We start from the raw sequence: 24,726 nt of genomic DNA, 5'->3' as shown, positions 1-24,726 counted from the left end.
CAGCTGCGCGGAGGCACCGGCGCCCGGCCCGGCTCAGGCCAGGATTTCGGCGAGGAAGGCCGCCGTGTGGCTTTCCGTGGACTTGGCCACCTGTTCCGGGGTTCCGGAGGCGACAATGCGGCCGCCGCCGGAGCCGCCGTCTGGGCCCAGGTCCACGATCCAGTCCGCGCTCTTGATGACGTCAAGATTGTGTTCGATCGTGATGACCGTGTTGCCCTTTTCCACGAGGCCCTGGAGGACAAGGAGCAGCTTCCGGATGTCCTCGAAGTGCAGGCCCGTGGTGGGTTCGTCCAGCACGTAGACGCTGCGCCCGTTGGAGCGCTTCTGCAGTTCCGCGGCGAGCTTGACGCGCTGCGCCTCGCCGCCGGAGAGCGTCGTGGCGGGCTGGCCCAGCCGGACGTAGCCGAGTCCGACGTCGACGAGGGTCCGGAGGTGCCGGGCGATCGGCGAGAAGGCGGCGAAGAACTCCGCGCCTTCCTCGATCGGCATGTTCAGGACATCGGCGATTGTCTTGCCCTTGTAGTGGACTTCCAGGGTTTCGCGGTTGTACCGGGCGCCGTGGCACACCTCGCAGGGCACGTAGACGTCCGGCAGGAAGTTCATTTCGATCTTCAGTGTGCCGTCGCCGGAGCACGCCTCGCAGCGGCCGCCCTTGACGTTGAAGGAGAAACGGCCCGGCAGGTAGCCGCGGACCTTGGCCTCGGTGGTGTCGGCGAAGAGCTTGCGGATGTTGTCAAAGACACCGGTGTAGGTCGCCGGGTTGGACCGCGGGGTGCGGCCGATCGGGCTCTGGTCGACGTGGACCACCTTGTCGAGGTGCTCGAGGCCCTGGATCGACTTGTGCCGTCCCGCCACCTGCTTGGCGCCGTTGAGCTTGTTGGCCAGGACCTTGTAGAGGATCTCGTTGACCAGAGTGGACTTGCCGGAGCCGCTGACGCCGGTCACTGCGGTGAACAGGCCCAGCGGGAAGGCGGCATCCACGTTCAGGAGGTTGTTCTCCTTGGCGCCGATGACCTTGAGTTCGCGCTTCTTGTCGTACTTGCGGCGCTTCTTGGGGATCTCAATCCGTTTCCGGCCAGAGAGGTAGTCGCCGGTGAGCGATTCGGTGTTCTCGAGCAGCTCCTTGTAGGAGCCGGAGTGCACCACCATGCCGCCGTGTTCGCCGGCCCCCGGCCCGATGTCGACCACCCAGTCGGCCTCCTGGATGGTGTCCTCGTCGTGCTCCACCACAATCAGGGTGTTCCCGAGGTCCCGCAACCGGGTGAGGGTCTCGATCAGGCGGCGGTTGTCCCGCTGGTGCAGGCCGATGGACGGCTCGTCCAGGACGTACAGCACGCCCACGAGGCCTGAGCCGATCTGGGTGGCCAGCCGGATGCGCTGGGCTTCTCCGCCGGAGAGGGTGCCGGAGGGGCGTTCCAGGTTCAGGTACTCCAGGCCGACGTCGAGCAGGAAGGTCAGGCGGGCCTGGATCTCCTTGAGCACCTGGTTCGCGATCTGGGCTTCGCGGCCGGTGAGGACGAGGTTGTCCAGGAAGTGGGCGCATTCGCGCATCGGCAGGGCGGCGACGGCGGCAATGGACTTGCCGTTGATCAGCACCGAGAGCGACGCCGGGTTCAGGCGCGCGCCGTTGCAGGCCGGGCACGGGATCTGCCGCATGTATTCCTCGTAGCGGTCGCGAGCCGAGTCCGAGTCCGTTTCGAGGTGTTTGCGGTGGACGTACTGGATGACGCCCTCGAAGCCGGTACTGTATTTGCGTTCCCGGCCGAAGCGGTTGCGGTACTGCACCACGACTTTGTGGTCCTTGCCGTGCAGCACGGTCTGGCGGGCGTCCTCGGAGAGCTTGTCCCACGGGGTGGTCATGGAGAAGCCGAGTTCCTTGGCGAGGCCGCCGAGCAGGCGGTTCCAGTACTCGGTCGTGGCGGTGCCGAGGGACCACGGCGCGATGGCTCCCTCCGCGAGTGACAGTTCCCCGTTCGGGATGATGAGTTCCTCATCGACTTCCAGCTTCGTGCCGATGCCGCTGCAGGCCGAGCAGGCGCCGAAGGGGTTGTTGAAGGAGAAGGAGCGCGGTTCGATCTCGTCGATCGCGAGGGGGTGCTCGTTGGGGCAGGCGAGGTGCTCGGAGAACGCCCTGATCCGCTCCGGGTCGTCGGCGTCGAGGTCGACGAATTCGGCGAGGATCCGTCCCTCGGCCAGGCCGAGGGCGGTTTCCACCGAGTCGGTGAGGCGCTGGCTGATGCCTTCCTTGACCACAAGGCGGTCAACCACTACCTCGATGGTGTGCTTGAACTGCTTGCCCAGTTTGGGGGGATCGCTGAGCTGGATCAGCTTGTCATCGACGCGTGCCCGCGAGTAGCCCTTGGCGGTGAGTTCCTTGAACAGTTCGACGAATTCGCCCTTGCGGCCGCGGACCACGGGTGCCAGGACCTGGAAGCGGGTGCCTTCCGGCAGTTCCAGCAGCTGGTCGACGATCTGCTGCGGGGTCTGCTTCGCGACGGGCTCCCCGCAGATGGGGCAGTGCGGGCGGCCGACACGTGCCCACAGCAGGCGCATGTAGTCGTAGATCTCGGTGATGGTGCCCACGGTGGAGCGGGGGTTCTTGCTGGTGGACTTCTGGTCGATGGACACCGCGGGCGACAGGCCCTCGATGAAGTCGACGTCGGGCTTGTCCACCTGGCCCAGGAACTGCCGGGCGTAGGCGGACAGGGACTCGACGTACCGGCGCTGGCCCTCGGCGAAGATCGTGTCGAAGGCCAGGGATGACTTTCCCGAGCCGGAGAGCCCGGTGAAAACGATCATGGAGTCGCGGGGCAGGTCGAGGTCCACGTTGCGCAGGTTGTGCTCGCGCGCACCCTTGACAACGAGCCGGGACATGTCCGGACGTTTCACCGCGGGACGGGATTCCTCCGCGCGGCCCGGTTTTACCGGACTCATCGGAACGGAGGGTGGGGAATCAACGGCTGGATCTTCAGCTACGGCTTTAGGCACGCTACCAATGCTAATCGAAAACTTCTTCGAATTTCCATTCCCGGCTGTGCCGCCAGCGGGCATGGGCGCCCGATGTGTTAAGGGGCCGCCATCGGGGCGCTACTCGCGGTCGTAGGCGGCGGCGAGCAGTTGCACGGCCTCGGCGAAGCTCGCGCCCTGGGCCTTTGCGGCGGCGGCGAACTCGGCGGCGGCGGCGGAGAGGGAGCTCCAGGCCTCGTCCCGGGCGCAGACCACCGTCCCGTTCCGCCCCCGGGTCAGCACAACGCCGGCCGCCTCCAGTTCCTTGTAGGCGCGGGCCACGGTATGCGGCGCGACTCCCAGTTCGCCGGCCAGGCTCCGGACGGCAGGAAGCCTGGTCCCGGGCGCCAAGGTGCCGTTGTCCGCCCGTTCAATGATGTTGAGCCGGAGCTGTTCGAACAGCGGGACGGAACTGCCGGGATTTGGCCGCCAGGCACCGGGAAAAGGCGTGATGGACGTTTCGGTGGGGCTCACTGTCCGGGCTCCGGGGTGTGCCCGCGGTGTTCGCGGCGGGCGAACTGCGCCTCGTACAGTTTCAGGTACAACCCGCCCCTGGTCATGAGTTGCCGGTGCGTGCCCTGTTCAACGATCCGTCCTTGGTCCATGACGAGAATTAGATCAGCGTCCCGGACGGTGGACAAGCGGTGGGCGATCACGAAGCTTGTGCGTCCCTGCCGGAGCCGCCGCATGGCCTGCCGGATCTGCGCCTCGGTGCGGCTGTCCACCGAGCTGGTGGCCTCGTCGAGGACTAGGATACTGCGCCCGGCCAGTTGTGCCCTGGCGATCGAGATGAGCTGGCGCTGGCCGCGGCTCAGCGAGTCGCCGTCGTTGCCGAGCATCGTGGCGTAGCCGCCTGGCAGGGCGCGGACGAACTGGTCCACGTGGCTGGCCTGCGCAGCGGCCACGATTTCGGCGTCGCTGGCGCCGGGGCGGCCGTACTCGATGTTGTCCCTGATGGTGCCGGTGAACAGCCAGCTGTCCTGCAGCACTGTGCCGAAGTTGGCCCGCAGCTGATCCCGCGGCAGCGCCGCGATATCCGCCCCGTTGACCGTGATCCGGCCGGAATGCAGTTCATAGAAACGCATCAGGAGGTTCACCACGGTGGTCTTGCCGGCGCCGGTGTGCCCCACGATCGCCACGGTCTGCCCGGGCTCCACGGCAAAGGACAGGTCCCGGACCACGGGCGAGCCGGGCCGGTAGCCGAAGGTGACACGCTCGAACGTGACCCGGCCCGCGGACGCGGACACTGGAAGTCCGGCGCCGGCCCGCCCGGCCACGGCGGAAGCCACGGCGGAGGTCCCTGCCGAAGCACCCGCCGCCGGCCCCTCCCCAGGACCCGGGGAAGGTTCCGGCGGGATCTCCGGAGCGTCGAGGAGCTCAAAGACCCGCCCGGCCGACACGAGGCAGGACTGCACAAGGGTCAGCATGCCGCCGATCTGCCCCATCGGCTGGCTGAAGAGCCTGCTGAACTGGAAGAAGGCCTGGAGGCCTCCGATGGTCAGGGCACCGGACAGGACCTGGAGTGCGCCGACGACGGCGACCGCGACGTAGTTGAGGTTGGACACCAGGACCATGAGGGGCTGCACGGCGCCGGACACGTACTGGGCACGCGCACTGGCGCGGCACAGCTTGTCGTTGCCGTCCTTGAAACTGGCCGCGACTGACTCCTGCTGCCCGAAGGCCTTGATGACCTCGTGGCCGGTGAAGAACTCCTCCAGCTGAGCGTGCAGCTCGCCCGTGCTCCCCCACTGCTCGGTGAAATGCGCCTGGGATTTCCGGGCCACCAGGACGGTGATGAGGGTGGACACCGGGACGGAGACCAGCGCGATCACGGCCAGGACCGGGGAGAGCCACAGCATCATGGCCAGGGCCCCGGAGAGCATCAGCAGCGACAGGATCAGCTGGTTGAGCAGCTGGTTGAGGGCCTGGGCGATGTTGTCGACGTCGTTCGTGGCGCGGCTCAGGACGTCCCCGCGGTGTTGATCGTCGAAATGGCTGGACGGCAGGACGTGCAGTTTCTCCTCGACGGAGGCCCGCAGCCCGTATCCCAGGCGCTGCACCGCCACGGCCGTCAGGGCTCCCTGGATCCAGCTGAAGACGGAGGCCGCCAGATACATGACGGACACCGCCGCCAGCAGGGCACCAAGTTTTTCCTGGTCGAACGGCCCGCCGACGAAGCCCGCAACGACGACGTCGGTGGCGTCACCGAGGATTTTCGGCGCCGCCACGTTGAGCACCACAAAGGCGCAGGTGGCGGCGATGACACCGGCCATCCGCCACTTGGATGGGCGCAGCAGCCCGAGCAGCCGTCCGGCGGTGCGCCAGCGGAACCGGCCGCGGTTCCCGGCGTTCTCGAGGGACACCACCGGGAGGGATTCGTTGCGGCCGCCGGAGGGCGAGTCCACCAGGGGCTGGTCCCGGGAGTCACGGGCCGTGGGCGCGTCGGTCCCGGCGTCGAGCACCGGCTCACGGGTCACAGGGTTTCCTCCAGCACCAGTTGCGACGCTGCGATCTCCTGGTAGCTCTGCGACGACTGCAGCAGCTGGCTATGTGTTCCCTGCGCCACGACCCGGCCGTCCTCGAGCACCAGGATCAGCCCGGCGTCCACGATTGTGGCCACTCGCTCGGCGACGATCAGGACGGTGGCCGTGCGCAGCAGCGGCGCCATCGCCTCGCGGAGCCGGTAGTCGGTGCCGTAGTCCAGCGCCGAGAAGCTGTCGTCGAACAGGTAGACGGGAGCCTTGCGGAGCAGCGCGCGCGCTATGCACAGGCGCTGCCGCTGACCGCCGGAGAAATTGGTGCCGCCCTGGCTCACCGGTGATTCCAGTCCGTTCGGCAGATTCCGGACAAACTCCCCCGCCTGCGCGGCGTCCAGTGCCTGCCAGAGCTCCGCGTCCGACGCCGCCGGCGCCGCCATCCTCAGGTTCGCGGCGAGTGTTCCGGAGAACAGATAGGAATGCTGGGGCACGACGGCGATCAGGTTCCGCAGCGCCGCCAGGGGCAGCCCTCGCACGTTGCATCCGCCGATGCTGATCTCCCCGCCGGTGGCCTCCAGGAACCTGGGCAGCAGGTTCAACAGGGTGGTCTTGCCGCTGCCGGTGGCGCCGATCACCGCCGTCACGGCCCCGGGAGCGGCCGTGAAGCTGACGCCGTCGAGCACCGGGGCCTCGGCGCCCGGGTACGCGAAGGACACGTTGCGGAACTCCACGGCGTTGCCCCCGGGCGCCGCTCCGCCGGGACCGTCGGTGATCGCCGGCGCCGTGTCCAGGACCGCCTGGATTCGTTCCGCGCAGGCTGCCGCGCGGGGTGCCGTCATGAAGACGTACATCGCCATCATGATCGCGATCAGGATTTGCAGGATGTAGGCGATGAACGCCGTCAGCGCGCCCAGCCGCATGTCGCTGGACTGGATCCGGTGCCCGCCGAACCAGACCACACCGACCGATGACAGATTGACCACGAACATGATCAGCGGCATCATTCCTGCGACCAGCAGCGCGGAACGCAGGTTGTTCCGGGTCAGGTCCCGGTTGGCCCCGTCGAACCGCCGGATCTCGTGCCCCTGGCGGACAAAGCCCCGGATGACGTTGGCGCCGATGATCTGCTCACGCAGGATCCGGCTGATCCGGTCGATGAGTTCCTGGCCCTGCCGGTAGAGCGGGACCAGACGGCGCACGATCAGGACCATGATGACCGTGAGCACCGGGATGACCGCGACGACGATGCCGGACAAGGCGATGTCCTGGTGCACGGCCAGCACGATGCCGCCGATGAAGATCGCGGGCGCTGCGACCAGCATCGTGAACACGAGGACCAGAAGGGTCTGGATCTGCGCGACGTCGTTCGTGGCCCTCGTGACCAGGCTGGCGGCGCCGAACGCGCCGACTTCCTGGGAGGACATGGACTGCACCTTGGCAAACAGTTCTTCGCGCAGTTTCCGGCCGAGCTCCATCGCCACGACGGCGCCCAGATAGCCGGCGGCGATGGCCGCCGCCACCTGCACGGAGGCGATGGCGGCCATCCAGGAACCCAGGCTCAGGATCTCCGGGACGTTGCCGCCAACGATCCCGTCGTCAATGATGGCCGCATTCAGGGTGGGGAGGAGGAGGTTCGCGGTCGTCTGCACGAGCTGCAGAACCACGATGGCCAGCACGGTCCCTTTGTGGGCGGCCAACAGCCGGCCCATCAGACCAATCAGCACCGAACCTCCATCGCTAGAGCAGGGCACGGATCGGGATAGACCAAAGCAGCCGCCCCCACGCTGCCCCGACATTGTAAGCACTGTCACACAGTGCTCTGTTGTCATACGCTGTCCGGCCTGTCGGCCGGTCCGGAACCGCGACTGGGGTCAGCCCCGCTTGCGGGCCACGGCGAAGGTCCGCCGGAACGGAAACACGGTGCCGTGCGGCCCGGCCGGGTAGGCCTCCGCCAGCAGCGCCGAGTATTCGGCTTCAAACTCACGGGCGTCTGCGGCGGACAGTGCCGCCAGCACGGGCCGGAGTCCGGTGCCGCGGACCCACTCCAGGACGGGGTTCGCACCGGGGAGGAGCTGGAAGTACGTCGTCTCCCACGCGTCCGCGTCGCAGCCGGCGTCGAGCATGATGGCCAGGTAGTCGTCCGCCTCGCCCACAACGTCATCGTGGCGCAGCACACCGGCGAGCCGTCCCGCCCATGCAGCGGACTCGGCGAGCCCCCGCATCAGCGTGTGCGAGGGCGAATTGAAGTTGCCGGGGACCTGCAGGGCGAACCATGCGCCTGGCGGGAGCGCCGCGAGCCAGCGGGCCAGCATGTCCCGGTGGCCCGGGACCCACTGCAGCGCGGCGTTGGTGACGACGACGTCCGTGTCCGCGGCGGGCATCCAGCCGGCGATATCCGCCTTGCCGAAGGAGAGATTGGGCAGCCGATCCGCATGGCCGATGGACTGGGCCAGCATTTCCGCCGAGGAGTCCAGTCCCGTGACCGCGGCCTGGGGCCAGCGCTCAGCGAGGGTGGCCGTCAGGTTCCCGGGTCCGCAGCCGAGGTCGACGACGGAACGGGGCGCGTCCGCATGGATCCGGGCCGTCAGGTCAAAGTACGGCCTGTCCCGGTAGTCCCCGAACTGCACGTACTTGGCGGGATCCCATTTCACTGCTTTCCTCCAGTCACCGGCAAACGATGCGACGTCCGAAGCCTAACCCCGGCAGGAACGGCAGCCTAGGAGGCGCGCGACCCTGGCACCCCGGCCCAGGGAGTAGTCGCGGGGCACGGCGTTCCCCGGCAGGGCGTAGCGCCGCGGCTCCGGCTACTAAGCTGGTGAGCAATGAAACTTGTTGATCAGCTCCCCGCCCCGGCCGCCCGAGTCCCCGGCCGGGCCGGCCTGGACCCGGACGAGCTCTACACCCGCTTTGTCGAATGGACGGAAACCCGCGGGCTGGCCCTGTACACCGCCCAGGACGAGGCCGTCATGGAGCTTGGCGCGGGCGCCAATGTCATCCTGGCGACCCCCACCGGATCGGGGAAGTCCCTCGTCGCGATCGCGGTGCACTTCCAGGCCATGGCCCGCGGACAGCGCAGTTACTACACGGCACCGATCAAGGCCCTCGTCTCGGAGAAGTTCTTCGCCCTGTGCGAGATTTTCGGCGCCGAGAACGTGGGTATGATCACCGGCGACTCCGGCGTCAACCAGGACGCCCCGATCATCTGCTGCACGGCGGAAATCCTGGCCAACATCGCCCTCCGTGAAGGCGCCGCCGCCGACCTTGGCGCCGTCATCATGGACGAATTCCACTTCTACTCCGACCCGCAGCGCGGCTGGGCCTGGCAGGTCCCGCTGCTGGAACTCCCCCAGGCGCAGTTCCTGCTGATGTCCGCGACACTCGGCGACGTGAGCCGCTTCGAGGCCGGCATCACCGAGCTGACTGGTCGCCCGACGACGACCGTCAGTTCGGTAGAGCGGCCCATCCCGCTGCACTACTACTACGAGCAGACGCCGGTGCATGAGACGCTCGAGGAACTCCTCGCCACGAAGCAGGTGCCCGTCTATGTGGTGCACTTCAGCCAGGTGGAGGCGATCGACCGGGCACAGAACCTGATGAGCATCAACGTCTGCACACGCGAGGAGAAGGACAAGATCGCCGAGCTGATCGCCGGTTTCCGCTTCGCGGCCGGTTTCGGCAAGACGCTCAACCGGCTGGTCCGGCACGGCATCGGCGTCCACCACGCCGGCATGCTGCCCAAATACCGCCGGCTCGTGGAGCAGCTCGCCCAGGCCGGGCTGCTCAAAGTCATCTGCGGCACGGACACCCTGGGCGTGGGCATCAACGTCCCCATCCGCACCGTGCTGCTCACGGCGCTGAGCAAGTACGACGGCGTCCGCACCCGGCTGCTGAATTCCCGCGAGTTCCACCAGATCGCCGGCCGGGCCGGCCGGGCCGGCTACGACACCGCCGGGACCGTCGTCGTGCAGGCCCCGGAACATGTCACGGAGAACGTCAAGGCGATGGCCAAGGCCACGGCGAAGTTCGGCGACGACCAGAAGAAGCTCCGCCAGGTGGTCAAGAAGAAGCCGCCCGAGGGCTTCGTGTCCTGGGGCGAACCGACCTATAAGCGCCTCGTGGAGTCCGTCCCGGACCCGCTGACGTCGAGCTTCAGCGTGACCCACGCGATGCTGATGAACCTGATGGAACGGCCGGGCGATCCGTTCAAGGCCGCCCGCCGCCTGCTGACCGAAAACCATGAGCCGCGTTCTTCCCAGCTGCAGCTCATGAAGAAGGCCCTCGGTATCTACCGGGAGCTCCTGGCGGCCGGGGTCGTGGAGCGGATCCCACTGCAGGAGCAGGGCACGGACGGCCGCACGGTCCGCCTGACGGTCCACCTGCAGGCCAACTTCGCCCTGAACCAGCCGCTGTCCCCCTTCGCCCTCGCGGCGCTGGAGCTGCTGGATCCGGAGTCGCCGTCGTATGCCCTCGACGTTGTGTCCGTGATCGAGTCCACGCTGGAGAAGCCCCGGCAGATCCTGTCCGCGCAACTGAAAAAGGCGCGCGGCGAGGCGATCGCGGCAATGAAGGCCGACGGCATCGACTATGACCAGCGCATGGCCATGCTCGAGGAGGTCAGCTACCCGCAGCCCCTCGCGGAGCTCCTCGGCGAGGCGTTCGATGTCTACCGCCGGGCCGCCCCGTGGATCGGCGACTTCGAACTCGCACCCAAGTCCATCGTCCGGGACATGTACGAACGGGCGATGAACTTCGGCGAGTTCGTCCAGTTCTACGGGCTGGCCCGTTCCGAGGGCATTGTGCTGCGCTACCTTGCGGACGGCTTCAAGGCGCTGCGGCAGACCGTCCCGCAGGATGCCCTCCGCGAGGACCTTGAGGACCTCATCGCGTGGCTCGGCGAGCTGGTCCGCCAGGTCGACTCCAGCCTGCTCGATGAGTGGGAGGAGCTGACCTCGGGCAAGGCACCGACGCCGCACGACGCTCCCCCGCCGCCGCCGCCGTCGCTGACCTCCAACGTCCGCGCCTTCCGTGTCATGGTCCGCAATGAGATGTTCCGCCGGGTGGAGCTCTTCGCGGACGAGGACGCCACCGCCCTCGGCGAACTCGACGCCGGTACCGGCTGGGACGCTGAACGCTGGGAGGACGTGCTGGATGACTACTTCGACGAACACGACGACATCGGCACCGGCCCGGACGCCCGCGGCCCGGGCCTGCTGATCATCACCGAGGAACCGGGCCGGTGGAAAGTCCGGCAGATCTTCGAGGACCCGGCCGGGAACCATGACTGGGGCATCTCCGCGGAGGTGGACCTCGCGGCGTCGGACGAGACCGGAACCGCCGTCGTGCGTGTCACGGACGTGAACCGGCTCTGACGGTCCGCGGACCGGGACCACATCAGCGGGCCGGCGCTAGTAAACTCGGGGGATGAGTGTAATCCGGCCCGCGACGGCGAACGATGTCCCCGAAATCCTGCAGATGATCCATGACCTGGCCATCTACGAGAAGGAACCGGACGCCGTCCGGAACACCCCGGAGATGCTCACCGAGGTCCTCTTCGGCGAGCACCCGCGGGTGTTCGCCGCGATGGCCGAGAACGAGGCCGGCGAGGTCCGGGGCTTCGCCCTCTGGTTCCTGAACTACTCGACCTGGGAAGGCGTCCACGGCATCTACCTCGAGGACCTGTACGTGCGGCCCGAGGCCAGGGGTGAAGGCCACGGCAAGGCGCTCCTCCAGCATCTCGCCGCGACCGCCGTCGACCGCGGCTATGCCCGCGTCGAGTGGAGCGTCCTGGACTGGAACGAGCCCTCCATCAATTTCTACAAGAAGCTGGGGGCCGCGCCGATGGAGGAATGGTCCACCTTCCGGCTGACCGGCGGGGCGCTGGAAGCCTTCGGGACCGCGCACAAAGTCCACGCCGGTGGCTGACCTGCCCGTGACAGACGTTCCCTTCGCGGGAGCCGCTGCCGGTGTGCTGGAGGCCGCACCGCAGGCTGTCCCGCACACCATCAAGGCACGGCACGAATACCGCGGGATGCGCACCGCGGAGCACTACTTCGAAGTGCCCCTGGACCACTTCGCCGGCGGCACACCCGCCGGCGAGACCATCACGGTCTTTGCCCGCGAGTACGTCTCCGCGGACCACAGCGAGGACGAGGCCGCCGCGCTGCCGTGGCTGCTGTACCTTCAGGGCGGGCCGGGCGGGCGCGGCAACCGCCTCCCGGCGCTCGGCGGGTGGAGCAAGGCCGCAGCCAAGGATTTCCGTATCCTGATGCTGGACCAGCGCGGGACCGGCCTGTCCTCCGCGGTCGACCGCAACACCCTGCCGCTGCGCGGGAACGACGCCGACCAGGCGGACTACCTCGCGCACTTCCGGGCGGACTCGATCGTCGCCGACGCCGAGGCCATCCGGCTGGCGCTGGGCTCCGGGCCGTGGACGGTCTACGGGCAGAGCTACGGCGGCTTTTGTGCCCTCAGCTATCTCTCCTTCGCCCCGGAGGGCCTGCGGGAGGCCCTCATCACCGGCGGCCTCGCGCCCCTCTCCGGCCCCGCGGACCGGGTCTACCAGGCCACGTTCCAGCGTGTGGCGGCCCGCAACGCCGAATACTTCGGACGGTACCCCGAGGACCGCGCAGCGGTCACCGAGATTGCCCGGCACCTTCGCGAGACCGAGGAATTCCTGCCCGACGGCGAACGGCTCACCGTGGAACGTTTCCAGATGGTGGGTTCCTACCTGGGCGGGAACACCCGGGTGGATGCCCTGCACCACCTGCTGGAGGATGCCTTCGCCGGCACGCCCGGCGGGGACCGACTCTCGGATGCGTTCCTCGGCCAGGTCCACGGGCTCGTGTCCCGCTCCGCCAACCCCTTGTACGCGCTGATGCACGAATCCATCTACGGCCAGGGCGAGTCCACGGACTGGGCTGCCTGGCGGGTGCTGCAGGACTTCCCGGAGTTCTCCCCGGAGGCCCCCGAGCCGCTGCTCACCGGGGAAATGGTCTACCCCTGGTACTTCGAGCAGGACCCCGCCCTCCGGCCGCTGCGGGACGTTGCCCGGCGCCTCGCCGAAAAGAACGACTGGCCGCCGCTCTACGATCCGGAACGGCTCGCGCTCAACACTGTGCCGGTGGCTGCCGCCGTCTACACCGACGACATCTACGTCGACCGCGGACTGTCGCTTGAGACGGCCGCCGCTGTCCGGGGCCTGCAGGTCTGGGAGTCCGGCGACTTCCACCATGACGGCATCGCGGACGACGGCGAGGGCATCTTCGCCCGGCTCCTTGGCCTTACCCGGTCCGTCCGGGACTGACCCCGGCCGGTCCCTCCCGGACTGAACAGGGCCGGTCCCTCCCGGCCGGTCCCTTCGGCGCCCGGGCGGCGCCTAGGCGGGCGCCTGCACGGTCCGGTCCCGGGCGGCAGTGCGGAGGGCGACGGCGAACACCGCCGCGGCGACAGCGGCTGCCAGCAGGTTGAGGCCCTGGTAGCCGACGCCGCTCATCACCAGGCCGGAGAACCCTGCGCCGACGGCGCCGGCTACCCCCATCATGGTGTCCGAGACGCCCTGGACGAGGACACGGTCGTCGGCGCCGACGCTTTCGGCGAGCAGGGTGGAGCCGGCGATCGTGGCCGCGGACCAGCCCAGCCCGAGCAGCACCAGGCCAACCGTCACCAGGGCCGGCGCAGCCTGGCCGAATCCTGCCACGAGCACCGAGAGCAGGATCAGCCCGTGGCCCAGCAGGATGACCGGAAGCCGCCCGGCCTTGTCGGTCAGCCAGCCCATCACCGGCGAGAGCGCGTACATCCCGGCAATGTGCAGCGAGATGGTGAACCCGATCAGGACCAGCACGTCAGTGCTGGCTGCGTGGGCGTGGCCGGCCGGCATGCCCGCCAGGGGGCCCTCGGTCAGCAGCTGCAGGTGCAGGGGCGTCATCGACATCACGGCCGCCATGCAGCCGTGTGCGGCAATGATCGCGAGGAGGGCCAGTGCGGCCCGCGGCGACGCCCGGATGGCGCGCATGCCGTGACGGAGGCCGTGCCGCCGTCGTGATCCCGTGGTGCCGCCGGCGGGGCCGCCGCCGGCGGCGGAGCCGTTGCCGCTGGCGGGGCCGTTTCCGGCGGCCAGCAGCCCGCCGGCACGGAGGCGGGCCGCCAGCAGCAGCGGATCCGGCCGCAGGCCGATGAGCAGCAGCAGCGCGGCCAGCGCCAGCCCCACCGTCGAGAACACGAAGGGTCCGGCCAGTGCCGGAAGCCCGAGCGCCTCCCCCACCAGGGCGCCGGGACGGATCAGGTTGGGCCCGGCGACGGCGACGGCGCCGATGGTCACGGCCCACACCACGATCGCCAGGGACCGGCCGCGGTGCTCCGGGGCGGCGAGGTCGACGGCGGCGAAGCGGGCCTGCAGGTTGGCGGCCGTCCCGAGGCCCAGGAAGGCCGCGGCCAGTAACAGCACCGGGAAGCTGCCTGTCACCGTGGACACGATCACCAGCACCGCCCCGGCCATGGCGGCGAGCAAGCCCGTGACCAGGGACACCCGCCGGCCCCGCCGTCCGGCCAGTCCGGCGAGGGGCAGGGCGGCCGCCGCGGCTCCGAGGGTCATGGCGGTGGTGACCGAGCCGGCCCAGGCGTTCGAGCCGGAGAGCTGGACGGCCAGCAGGGACCCGACGGAGAGGCTGGCGCCGCTGCCCACGCCGCTGAGGAGCTGCGCGGTGCTCAACACCCAAACGGTACGGCGCTGGACCCGTTGCGGATCCAGCGCCGTACCGTTTGCTGCTGCAGTGTCGAAGATTTTCACGGTCCGAGCTTAGCCGAACCGTGGGGGCTACTCGGCGTCGGTGAGGCTCTTGCGGGAGTCCTCTTCGAGCCGGGCATCAAGCTTCGACTGTGTGGCCTTGGAGCTGACCAGGCTGGCGATCACGGCGACGATGATGGTGCCGATGATCACCCCGAGCGAGACGAAGGTCGGGATCTCGGGGGCCCACTCGATGTGCTGGCCTCCGTTGATGAAGGGCAGCTCGTTGACGTGCATGGCGTGCAGGACCAGCTTGACGCCGATGAACGCGAGGATCACAGAGAGTGCGTGCTTGAGGTAGATCAGTCGGGTCATCAGGCCGCCGAGCAGGAAGTACAGCTGCCGCAGGCCCATCAGGGCGAAGATGTTGGCTGTGAAAACGATAAATGCGCTCTGGGTCAGGCCGAAGATGGCCGGGATGGAGTCCACCGCGAAGAGCAGGTCCGTCAGGCCGATGGTGACAAAGACGATCAGCATCGGGGTGAAGACCTTCTTGCCGTCGACCACCGTGCGGAGCTTACCGCCGTCGAACTTCTCCGACATCGGCAGGACCTTGCGGATCCGCGCGATGAGCGGGTTTTCCTTGTCCTCCTCGTCCTCACCGTCGTCCTGGGCCTGCTTCCACGCGGTCCACAGCAGGAAGACGCCGAAGATGTAGAAGACCCAGCTGAACTGCTCGATCACGATGGCGCCGAGCAGGATGAAGATGCCGCGGAGGATCAGCGCGATGATGATGCCGACCATGAGGACTTCCTGCTGGTACTTACGGGGTACCGAGAAGCGGGCCATGATGATGATGAAGACGAAGAGGTTGTCGATGCTGAGGCTGTATTCCGTCACCCAGCCGGCGAGGAACTGCCCGCCGTATTCCGGGCCGGTGAAGGCGAACATGGCACCGGCGAAGAGCAAAGCGAGGGCAATGTAGAAGGACACCCACAGGCCGGCTTCCTTCATGGAGGGCTCGTGGGGTCGTTTGAGGACCAGCAGCAGGTCAATGGCGAGGATGATGCCGAGAACGACAAAGGAGCCGATCTCAAACCAGACGGGAAGTTCGGGCACGAAGATACCTTTCGCAGGGTGTGACGGTGCGGTGTAAGTCTCTCCGACTGGCCTGGCTCCGGTACTGAGGTACCTGGTACTTGGTACTGCCTGGCTGCCCGCTACGCCCGGCAGGGCATCTGTGCCGTGCGTGTTGACGATCGTAGCGCTTGGGATACTCCCCTACGTCCGCCCAACATTACCCTAGGCGTGGCCCGCGGACTGCATCTGGCGCAACTCCTTCTTGAGCTCCCCCACCTCGTCGCGGAGCCGGGCGGCGAGCTCGAACTGCAGCTCCCCGGCGGCGGCGTGCATCTGTTCGGTGAGCTGCTCGATCAGCCCCACCAGGTCCTCGGCCGGCGCGGCGGCCAGACCGTCCGCGCGGATCTTCGCGGCGCCCTTGCCCTTGCCGCGGGCCTTGCCGGCGCTGGCGAGGAGTTCGCGGGTGTCGGCGTCCTCCTTGGCGATCTGGTCCGTGATGTCGGCGATCTTCTTCCGCAGCGGCTGCGGGTCGATGCCCTTTTCGGTGTTGTACGCAACCTGGATCGCGCGGCGGCGGTTGGTCTCGTCGATGGCGTGGGCCATGGAATCGGTGATCCGGTCCGCGTACATGTGCACCTGGCCGGAGACATTGCGGGCGGCGCGGCCGATGGTCTGGATCAGCGAGGTGGACGAGCGCAGGAACCCTTCCTTGTCCGCATCCAGGATGCTCACCAGCGATACTTCGGGCAGGTCCAGGCCTTCCCGGAGCAGGTTGATGCCGACCAGCACGTCGAAGACCCCCATCCGGAGCTCCCGGAGCAGCTCCACCCGGCGGAGCGTGTCCACGTCGGAATGCAGGTATTCGACCTTCACGCCGTGGCCCAGCAGGTAGTCGGTGAGGTCCTCGGCCATCCGCTTGGTCAGCGTGGTGACCAGGACGCGCTCGTTCTTGGCGGTGCGGGTCCTGATCTCACCGAGCAGGTCATCGATCTGGCCCTTCGTGGGCTTGACGATCACCTCGGGGTCAATGAGGCCGGTGGGCCGGATGATCTGCTGGACGTAGCCGTCGGCCTTGCCGAGTTCGTACTTGCCCGGGGTCGCGGACAGGTAGACCGTCTGGCCCACGCGCTCGAGGAACTCGTCCCACTTCAGCGGCCGGTTGTCCATCGCCGAGGGCAGCCGGAATCCGTGGTCCACGAGGGTGCGCTTGCGGGACATGTCGCCCTCATACATGGCGCCGATCTGCGGAACGGTCACGTGGGACTCGTCGATCACCAGTAGGAAGTCATCCGGGAAATAGTCGATGAGGCAGTGCGGCGCCGTTCCGCCGGCCCGGCCGTCGATGTGCCGGGAATAGTTTTCGATGCCGTTGCAGAACCCCATCTGCTGCATCATCTCAAGGTCGTAGGTGGTGCGCATCCGCAGGCGCTGGGCCTCGACGAGCTTGTTTTGGCTTTCCAGGACCTGGAGCCGCTCGGCGAGCTCGTCCTCGATCTTCGTGATGGCGCGGCCCATCCGCTCCGGACCGGCGACGTAGTGCGAGGCGGGGAAGACGTACATTTCGGTCTCATCCCGGATGACTTCACCGGTCAGCGGGTGCAGGGTGTAGATGTTCTCGATCTCGTCGCCGAAGAACTCGATCCGGATCGCCAGCTCCTCATACATCGGAATGATTTCCACGGTGTCGCCGCGGACCCGGAACGTGCCGCGGTGGAAGTCCATGTCGTTGCGGGTGTACTGCATGGAGACGAATTTGCGCAGCAGGTCATCGCGGTTCATTTCGGCGCCCTTGCGGAGCGTCACCATGCCGGCGATGTACTCTTCCGGGGTGCCGAGGCCGTAGATGCAGGACACCGTGGCCACCACAATCACGTCCCGTCGGGTCAGCAGCGCGTTGGTGGCGGAGTGCCGGAGCCGCTCGACTTCCTCATTGACCGAGGAGTCCTTCTCGATGAAGGTGTCCGTCTGCGGCACGTAGGCCTCGGGCTGGTAGTAGTCGTAGTAGGAGACGAAGTATTCCACAGCGTTGTTCGGCAGCAGCTCCCGGAACTCGTTGGCCAGCTGCGCGGCGAGGGTCTTGTTCTGCACCATCACCAGGGTGGGCCGCTGGACCTGCTCGATCAGCCACGCCGTCGTCGCGCTCTTACCGGTACCGGTGGCGCCGAGCAGCACCACGTCCTTCTCGCCGTTGTTGATGCGCTCGGTCAGTTCCGCGATGGCGGCCGGCTGGTCGCCCGCCGGCTGGAATTCGCTGATGACCTCGAAGGGCGCCACGACACGGTTGATCTGCTGGGCAAGACTCATGTAACTAATCTACCGCCGGCCCCCGACGCCGTGTCCTGATTCAGCTTTGGGCGGTACCGGCGGCGGCAGGGCCCGGCCCGGTCCCCGGCCCGGGGCTGGTGTACGACGGCGGGTGCCAGCCGGTGCGCTGCACCCACTCCTCCATCCGCGGGGCCGCGTGCCCGCTGAACCAGGCTTCCTTGTCGGCGGCGTAGCGCGCGGTGGATTTGTCCACGCCGTGCAGCTTGGCGACCCGGCGCTTCTCGGCGAGGTAGTCGGCCCGGGCGGTCTCGTCGCCGCGCAGCCAGTCCCGGAAGCAGAGAGCGAACAGCCAGCCCGGGGACCCCACGGCGCGGACGTGGAGGTTGACCGGGCGGCCGGGGTCCGCGTTGCCGTGCAGCCGTTTCGGCCAGTCCGATGGGTCCGGGTGGGAGGGCTTGGGATTGTCGGAGACGATGCCGGGCCAGGCGGGGAAGCCGGCGTCGGCCAGCAGCGGCGCGATCCGCTCCGCGGCAGCCATGTCCTCGACGCCGAGCTGGAGGTCCAGGATGTCCTTCGCGGGGAGCCCGGGGACGGCTGTGGACCCGACGTGGTCGAGGGCCAGAATGTCCCCGGGGGCGGCCGCCTGCAGGCGCGCGATGAGGCGGGCGGCCTGCGCGGGCCAGTCCGGGTTGGCGGGCGCCAGCACCGGCCCGCCGGTCCGCGGTGCGAGGCGGTGCCTGCTCAGGTTCATGGCGAACGGTGCCAGCCGGAACTTCCAGAGCCGGTCCACCGCGTCCCGCAGTTCCTCCTTGGCGCCTGAGTTGTCCAGGACGGCGTCGGCCGCTGCCAGACGGTCGGCCCTGCCGGCCTGGGCGGCCATCCGGGCCCGTGCGTCCTCGGCGGTCATGTGCCGGTGCTGCACCATGCGCTGCACCCGGACGTCGTCCGGGGCGTCCACCACGACGACCAGGTGGAAGTTGGCGCCCTGGCCGGTCTCGACGAGGAGCGGAATGTCCTGGACGACGACGGCGCCCTTCGGGGCGGCGGCGGCCAGCGCGGCGGCGCGCTCCCTGACGAGGGGGTGGATGATGCCGTTGAGCACCGCGAGGCGTTCCGGGTTGCCGAAAACGAGGGCGCCGAGCTTCGGCCGGTCCAGGCCGCCGTCGGGCGCCAGGATGGTCTTGCTGAAGGCGGCCACGACGTGCGCGAGTCCCGGCGTTCCGGGTTCCACCACCTCCCGGGCCAGGGCATCGGCGTCGATCACCACGGCCCCGAGTTCGCGCAGTCGTGCGGCGGCCACTGACTTCCCTGAGGCGATGCCGCCCGTCAACCCGATTTTCAGCACCCCTCCAGACTAAACTGATCCGGTGGCTGAAGATGCGGATTACCCGGAAAGCAGGGCCACCGTGTACACCACACTGGCAGCCGGGCCGGAGTTCCGCCACGAGATCGAAGTAAAGCGCTCCCGCTTCATCACCGTGCTGCAGCGCACGGAAAACGAGGAGGGTGCCCGCGCCGTCGTCGCCGGGTTGCGCAAGGAATTCCACGATGCACGGCATCACTGCTCAGCGTTCGTGCTCGGTCCTGACCGGGCTGTGCAGCGCTCCAACGACGACGGCGAGCCGTCCGGCACTGCGGGCCTTCCGATGCTCGATGCGCTGCTGAAACGCGAAACCGCGCCGGGTGTGGCGGACCTCAGCGATGTGACCGCCGTCGTTGTCCGCTATTTCGGTGGGATCCTGCTAGGGGCCGGCGGACTGGTCCGGGCCTACTCCGAATCCGTGTCCGCGGCCCTGGACCGGGCACCGCTTGTGCAGCGCCGCCGGCTGCGGATCTGCGCGGTGAGCGTCCCGCACACGGCGGCCGGCCGGCTGGAGAACGAGCTGCGCGCCGCGGGCTATGTGATGGCCGAAACCAGTTATGAGGCGCAGACTACTGTCCTGAGGCTTGCCCTGCCGGATGATCCGGCGGGTCTGGCCCGGGCGGGGGAACGTGTTGCTGCCCTGTCCGCTGGAACCGCCGGGTTGCTGCCCGGAGAAACGGAGTGGATCGATGTCCCCCTCGGCTGAACCTTCCCCTGCAGCCGTCCGGCTCGTGGACGTCTCCGAGCCGGTCCTGGAGCAGCTCCTGACCGTCGCAATCCAGGACGCCGACCCGGACGAGGTGACCCCTCCCCTGGGCAGCGCCTCCGGCTGGAATTCGGAGCGGATCAGCTGGTTCCGCGAGTACCACCACGCGGCCGCCGGGCTCGACGGGCCCGCGCAGCAGAAAAGCTGGGCGATCAGCTCCGACGGGAAACTGGCAGGATCCATCCGGCTCAAGCGGACCGGCGCGGACTCGCTGGAAACGGGAATCTGGCTGGGCCGCAGTTTCCGCGGCTACGGCATCGCACGGGAGGCCTTGCGTCTCGTGATTGACCGGGCCGCAGCGTCCGGGGCTGCCGTGCTGGAAGCCGACACCACAGCGGGCAACGCCGCGGCGCTGGTCCTCCTGCGCTCGGCCGGGGCAGAGTTTGAGCAGGGTGAAGCCTCCGGCGCCGGAGCGGTCCCGGTCAAGGCCAGGATCCTGCTGCGCTGAGCCCACCCCCCCGGCTGGACATGCCCCACCCTGGCCGCAACCACAGGACGTAATCCCATGGTGCCCATCCGCGCGGGCCAGGACTGGACATGCCCTATTTCCGGGCCCAGCGGCCACCGTTGGACATGCCCCACCTTGGCCGCAGTCGCTGGACACAATGCCCTTGTGTCCACTCGAAGGGCCCGCGGATGGACATGCCCCACGCGTGGTCACCCAACCTCATGGGGAAATGTCCCGCGCTGGCTGCAGCCCGTGGACATAATGCCATTGTGACCATCCGCGCGTGCCAGGACTGGACATGTCCAACCGTTGGCTAGGAGTGCACTGCCGCAAGTTTCCACATGCGGCCGACGTCATCGACCTCGATCTCCTGGCAGAAACGCTGGCCGCGGCGGCGTCACGGATTCCGGCGCGGACCTGCCGGAGTCGCCGAAGACTGCTCAGGGCGACGACGTGAACCACGAAAGAAACCCTCCATCAGGTATCCCCCGCTCCGCGCAAGCACCTTGGCCGCGACCTGGATGAGCTGCTCCGGGCTGCGCTCCGGGGAAGCTGCCCAGCCCCGTAGCTCTGCTGCACACTCATCCCCCGGAAGCTGGTCCAGCCGCCGGATCGCCCATTTGCCCTTGCCCAGCCACTTTCCGTGCTGCAGGAGCAGAAGCTCAACCGACTGCCGAAAGACGTCTGTGGCGATGGCGAACGTTTCGGCCGCAACTGTGGATCCCTGCAGGTCGTCGAGGGAACTGCTCAGCTCGTACCGGCGCAGGCCTCGGTCCTGGTCAGTCGCGGCTTGGGCCCGTGGTCCATGTACAACTGCGCCTCGCGTTGCCACGCTTCCTCCGGCCCGCGGTCGGTAAGCAGAACTCCCTGAGCACACAGGTCGCCGAGGACGGCGCAGCGGGCGTCACGCTCCCGTGCGTACCAGATCGCCAGGCTGGCCGGGGTGTGGATGAATGCTTCAACAATCCACCCTGCATAGCGGGTGGTTTCGGCATAGTTCTCCGCGCCGTCACGGTACAGGACCACGATGTCCAGATCCGAGGTGGGAGTACTGCGGCCCAGGGCGGCGCTCCCGCCGAGGATGGCCGCGTCGGCGTCCGGGTGTCTTTCCGCCACGAAGGCGCGGGCTGCACTGGCTGGATCCATCAGGCCATCATGCCGGAGCGTGTTCCTCGCAGCCTGACGCCACACTCCGAGGCGCCCGCGGTTTCGCAGGCAGGGGCATGCCCCGCGCCCAGGGCTGGACGTAATGCCAGTATGTCCACGCTGCCGCGGGACGAGTGGGCATGTCCCGCGGGACCCCGGGGCTCGGATGCTGGAGCATGCCCCGCGCACAGGCCCATGACTGGGCAGAGTGCCCATATGTCCAGCGGCCGCGGCCAGGACTGGGCATGTCCTCCCGGGCTGATCGCGCACCACTGGGCATGTCCCCGGGGATAAGCACCCGCGGGGCATGTCCCGCACGCAAAAAAGGTGGCCGCCCCCGTAGGGACGGCCACCTTCACGGTGCTACATCAAGCAACCAACTGCCAGGACCCAGGGAGCGGACTCCCCGGGGGCCAAGGGCAATTAGTTGCCGGTCAGCTTCTCGCGCAGTGCTGCAAGAGCCTCGTCGGAAGCGAGCGTGCCGCCACCGGTGTTGGACTCGGCTGCAGCCGGCTCGGAGGAGTAGCTGGTGGTGCCGGAGTCGCTCTCACCGGACGTTGCAGCTGCAGCGTCGTCGGCAGCGTGCTGGGCAACCTGCTTCTTGTGGGCTTCCCAGCGGGTCTGGGCGTCAGCGTACTGCTGCTCCCAGGCGGCGCGCTGCGTCTCGTAGCCTTCAAGCCACTCGTTGGACTCCGGATCGAAGCCCTCCGGGTACTTGTAGTTGCCCTCTTCGTCGTACTCTGCGGCCATGCCGTAGAGAGCCGGATCGAATTCGGTGGACTCGGCGTCGACGCCCTCGTTGGCCTGCTTGAGGGACAGCGAGATGCGGCGGCGTTCGAGGTCGATGTCGATGACCTTGACGAACAGTTCGTCGCCAACGGAGACAACCTGCTCGGCCAGCTCAACGTGGCGCACTGCGAGCTCGGAGATGTGGACCAGGCCTTCGATGCCGTCTTCAACGCGAACGAACGCGCCGAACGGAACCAGCTTGGTGACCTTACCCGGAACAACCTGCCCGAGGGCGTGGGTGCGGGCGAAGGTCTGCCACGGATCTTCCTGCGTAGCCTTGAGCGACAGGGAAACACGCTCGCGGTCCAGGTCGACCTCGAGAACCTCGACGGTGACTTCCTGGCCAACTTCGACAACCTCGGACGGGTGGTCGATGTGCTTCCAGGACAGCTCGGAAACGTGAACCAGGCCGTCTACGCCGCCCAGGTCCACGAAGGCACCGAAGTTGACGATGGAGGAAACGACGCCGGGACGAACCTGGCCCTTTTCCAGCTTGTTGAGGAACGTGGAGCGGACCTCGGACTGGGTCTGCTCGAGCCACGCACGGCGGGACAGCACAACGTTGTTGCGGTTCTTGTCCAGCTCGATGATTTTGGCTTCGATCTTCTGACCGATGTACGGAGCGAGGTCGCGCACACGGCGCATCTCGACGAGGGATGCGGGCAGGAAGCCGCGCAGACCGATGTCGAGGATAAGACCACCCTTGACAACCTCGATGACGGTACCGGTGACGACACCGTCTTCTTCCTTGACCTTCTCGATGTCGCCCCAGGCACGCTCGTACTGCGCGCGCTTCTTGGAGAGGATCAGGCGGCCTTCTTTGTCTTCCTTGGTGAGCACCAGGGCTTCGACGAGATCGCCAACGGAGACGACGTCTCCGGGATCAACATCGTGCTTGATGGACAGCTCGCGGGAGGGAATGACACCTTCGGTCTTGTAACCGATGTCGAGCAGGACTTCGTCGCGGTCGACCTTGACGACGGTACCTTCGACGAGGTCTCCGTCGTTGAAGTACTTGATGGTGGCGTCGACTGCTGCGAGGAAGTCCTCAGCGGTACCGATGTCGTTAATCGCGACTACGGGGGTACCGGGCTTCTCGGTGGAGGTGATGGTCATGTAGTAGGGGCTCCGTTGTGGATAGTTAGTCGGTCAGGCAAACCGCTGCGCCCGCGTCGGCGACACGGGCACAGAACACGGCATAACGCCGGGTCATCCTGATTTGTGGATTGTAGATGCGCGCACGTAGTACACGCCCGTTTAGTCTAGTCGTATACGGGAACGCCGGTCAAAGCGCAACGGGTGGGCCGGGACCCGCCTAGAAATGCGTCAGGCAGTGCGGTGCGCGCTCGACGGCGAACATCAGTCGCGCTGTCAGCGCCGCCCCGGGAGCGTGTTCGGTGATCCGACCGGCGGCGGCCAGGGTCACCGGGCAGACGGCGCCAAGATAGATCGACCCGAGTTCCGCGACGTCGAGGGTCAGCTCCGGGTCGGCGCCGGCCGGGGCCGCCGCAACGCTTGTTTCGCCGCCACTGACGTCCAGGGTGAAGACGCCGGCCGCGAAACCCAGGGTGTCGGTCACGCGCAGCACCAGGCGTCCGTCGGCGGAGTAGCGGCGCGCGCCCAGGGCCTTGACCGTGTCCAGGATCCGGAGCCAGAGCATGTCGGCGTTTTCGCTTGACGCGATGCAGCGCGGGTCCTCCAGCGCCCACGTCAGGGGGTCGTCCACGGGCGCTTCGGCCCAGGTGACCCGATCGATGAGGTCGAGGCTGCCGAGGAACTGCCACAGTTCCAGGTAGCCGGACTCGGTGGCCGCCACGAGGTCGATGACTTCCATGGTGTAGGGCTTGGTGTCCCAGCCGGAGAACTTGTAGGCGACATAGCCGTCGACGGCGCCGTCGGCGTCGTAGTGCAGGGCGCACCGGATCGATTCGTCCTCCGCGCCGTCGCGGCCGAGGGTTCCCGAGCTGCGCTGCCGGTACGCGTCCTGCCGCACGAGGGAGCCCGGGGTGGCCCGGTGGACGCGTTCGAACACGACCGGCGCCAGTTCCAGCAGGACCTTCCGGTCGGCGATCTCCACCGAGCCGGTCGGGCTGTGCCGCAGCCGGAACCGCGGGCCGGTGTCCACCTTGATCCTGCGCTCAAACGTTGCGACGCCGAAGCCGAACCGGCCGTAGATGGAGGCCTCCGATGCCGTCAGGGCGGCCATCGCCAGGCCGTCCGCCCGCGATGCGGCGAGGTCCTCGGTCATCATCCGGCGCAGGAGCCCCTGCCGGCGGTGGGTTCCGCGGACGGTCACGGCGGTGATCAGCTGCGCCTCGAGCTGCCGGCCGTAACCGACATTGAGGTGTTTGCGGAGGGTCCCGAAGGTGGCCACCGGGATATCGGCCGCCAGGGAGTGCGCGGCGACGGCGCCGGTCTGGTAGACCCCGGTCATCTCACGGTTGTCCGTCCGGTACATGGCCATGACCTTGTCCACGAACTCGTCCTTGTGCCGCTCGTCGTAGAACCCGACGCCGACTCCGCGCAGCCAGGAAACCCCCAGCGCGTAGTCCGGTTCGCCCTTTTCGGCCGCGCGGAACCGCCGGATTTCATACTTCTCTGCCACGTGCGCTCCCCCTGAGAATCCTGCGGCGCCGGAACCCCCGGAGGGGACACCCGGCACCG

General features: G+C 67.9%; 17 protein-coding genes. 5 read left to right on the top strand and 12 right to left on the bottom strand.

Annotation, left to right across the window (positions count from 1 at the left end; genetic code table 11):
- Positions 1-33: 33 nt before the first annotated feature.
- From uvrA to ABIC21_RS11620, 5 genes are all read right to left on the bottom strand, one after another.
- On the bottom strand, positions 34-2,988 hold the full coding sequence (gene uvrA, locus ABIC21_RS11640; protein WP_354350556.1) for an excinuclease ABC subunit UvrA: 2,955 nt from the start codon (positions 2,986-2,988) through the stop codon (positions 34-36).
- Between the two features lie 99 nt (positions 2,989-3,087).
- Positions 3,088-3,459 carry a GntR family transcriptional regulator gene (locus ABIC21_RS11635; protein ID WP_502935990.1) on the bottom strand — a complete coding sequence of 124 codons (372 nt, stop codon included), beginning with the start codon at positions 3,457-3,459 and terminating at the stop codon, positions 3,088-3,090.
- Between the two features lie 17 nt (positions 3,460-3,476).
- Positions 3,477-5,279 (bottom strand): ABC transporter ATP-binding protein, encoded by a 1,803-nt coding sequence (locus ABIC21_RS11630; protein WP_354350590.1) that lies wholly within the window; start codon positions 5,277-5,279, stop codon positions 3,477-3,479.
- Between the two features lie 200 nt (positions 5,280-5,479).
- Positions 5,480-7,192 (bottom strand): ABC transporter ATP-binding protein, encoded by a 1,713-nt coding sequence (locus tag ABIC21_RS11625; protein WP_354350589.1) that lies wholly within the window; start codon positions 7,190-7,192, stop codon positions 5,480-5,482.
- Positions 7,193-7,354: 162 nt separating this feature from the next.
- Positions 7,355-8,134 (bottom strand): trans-aconitate 2-methyltransferase, encoded by a 780-nt coding sequence (locus ABIC21_RS11620; RefSeq protein ID WP_354350554.1) that lies wholly within the window; start codon positions 8,132-8,134, stop codon positions 7,355-7,357.
- A gap of 171 nt (positions 8,135-8,305) precedes the next feature.
- Between ABIC21_RS11620 and ABIC21_RS11615 the strand changes: the two genes are divergently transcribed.
- From ABIC21_RS11615 to ABIC21_RS11605, 3 genes are all read left to right on the top strand, one after another.
- Positions 8,306-10,852, top strand: a complete 2,547-nt coding sequence (locus ABIC21_RS11615; RefSeq protein ID WP_354350553.1) for a DEAD/DEAH box helicase — start codon at positions 8,306-8,308, stop codon at positions 10,850-10,852.
- A gap of 52 nt (positions 10,853-10,904) precedes the next feature.
- Complete coding sequence (locus tag ABIC21_RS11610) at positions 10,905-11,405, top strand: GNAT family N-acetyltransferase (protein WP_354350552.1); 501 nt, start codon at positions 10,905-10,907, stop codon at positions 11,403-11,405.
- 106 nt (positions 11,406-11,511) lie between these two features.
- Positions 11,512-12,786, top strand: a complete 1,275-nt coding sequence (locus ABIC21_RS11605) for an alpha/beta fold hydrolase (RefSeq protein ID WP_354350588.1) — start codon at positions 11,512-11,514, stop codon at positions 12,784-12,786.
- 72 nt (positions 12,787-12,858) lie between these two features.
- On the opposite strand, the gene ABIC21_RS11600 is transcribed toward ABIC21_RS11605, so the two are convergent.
- The 4 genes from ABIC21_RS11600 to coaE form a co-directional block, all read right to left on the bottom strand.
- The gene (locus ABIC21_RS11600) at positions 12,859-14,268 is read right to left on the bottom strand and encodes an MFS transporter (RefSeq protein ID WP_354350551.1); all 1,410 of its coding nucleotides are present in this window, start codon (positions 14,266-14,268) and stop codon (positions 12,859-12,861) included.
- A 27-nt stretch (positions 14,269-14,295) separates the two neighbouring features.
- A complete protein-coding gene (locus ABIC21_RS11595) occupies positions 14,296-15,324 on the bottom strand; it encodes a TerC family protein (RefSeq protein ID WP_354350550.1) in 1,029 nt (342 codons plus the stop codon).
- Positions 15,325-15,507: 183 nt separating this feature from the next.
- Positions 15,508-17,589: an excinuclease ABC subunit UvrB gene (gene uvrB / locus ABIC21_RS11590; RefSeq protein ID WP_354350549.1), complete on the bottom strand. Its 2,082-nt coding sequence runs from the start codon at positions 17,587-17,589 to the stop codon at positions 15,508-15,510.
- Between the two features lie 40 nt (positions 17,590-17,629).
- The gene (gene coaE, locus ABIC21_RS11585; RefSeq protein ID WP_354350548.1) at positions 17,630-18,895 is read right to left on the bottom strand and encodes a dephospho-CoA kinase; all 1,266 of its coding nucleotides are present in this window, start codon (positions 18,893-18,895) and stop codon (positions 17,630-17,632) included.
- A gap of 22 nt (positions 18,896-18,917) precedes the next feature.
- On the opposite strand from coaE, the gene ABIC21_RS11580 reads away from it, so the two are divergent.
- Entirely contained in the window at positions 18,918-19,619 is a 702-nt protein-coding gene (locus ABIC21_RS11580; protein ID WP_354350547.1) for an IMPACT family protein, read from the top strand.
- Positions 19,603-20,127: a GNAT family N-acetyltransferase gene (locus tag ABIC21_RS11575; RefSeq protein ID WP_354350546.1), complete on the top strand. Its 525-nt coding sequence runs from the start codon at positions 19,603-19,605 to the stop codon at positions 20,125-20,127. Before ABIC21_RS11580 ends, ABIC21_RS11575 begins: the two co-directional genes overlap by 17 nt.
- A gap of 747 nt (positions 20,128-20,874) precedes the next feature.
- Here the strand turns inward: ABIC21_RS11575 and ABIC21_RS11570 are convergent.
- The 3 genes from ABIC21_RS11570 to ABIC21_RS11560 form a co-directional block, all read right to left on the bottom strand.
- Positions 20,875-21,273 carry a nucleotidyltransferase domain-containing protein gene (locus ABIC21_RS11570; RefSeq protein WP_354350545.1) on the bottom strand — a complete coding sequence of 133 codons (399 nt, stop codon included), beginning with the start codon at positions 21,271-21,273 and terminating at the stop codon, positions 20,875-20,877.
- Between the two features lie 423 nt (positions 21,274-21,696).
- Positions 21,697-23,178 carry a 30S ribosomal protein S1 gene (rpsA, locus tag ABIC21_RS11565; protein ID WP_024367487.1) on the bottom strand — a complete coding sequence of 494 codons (1,482 nt, stop codon included), beginning with the start codon at positions 23,176-23,178 and terminating at the stop codon, positions 21,697-21,699.
- A 199-nt stretch (positions 23,179-23,377) separates the two neighbouring features.
- Positions 23,378-24,667: a GNAT family N-acetyltransferase gene (locus ABIC21_RS11560; protein WP_354350544.1), complete on the bottom strand. Its 1,290-nt coding sequence runs from the start codon at positions 24,665-24,667 to the stop codon at positions 23,378-23,380.
- Positions 24,668-24,726: the final 59 nt, after the last annotated feature.

It is taken from the genome of Pseudarthrobacter sp. PvP090 (assembly GCF_040547365.1).
In the GTDB taxonomy this organism is placed as follows: Bacteria; Actinomycetota; Actinomycetes; order Actinomycetales; family Micrococcaceae; genus Arthrobacter.
This window is presented reverse-complemented; position numbering and strand designations above follow the sequence as displayed.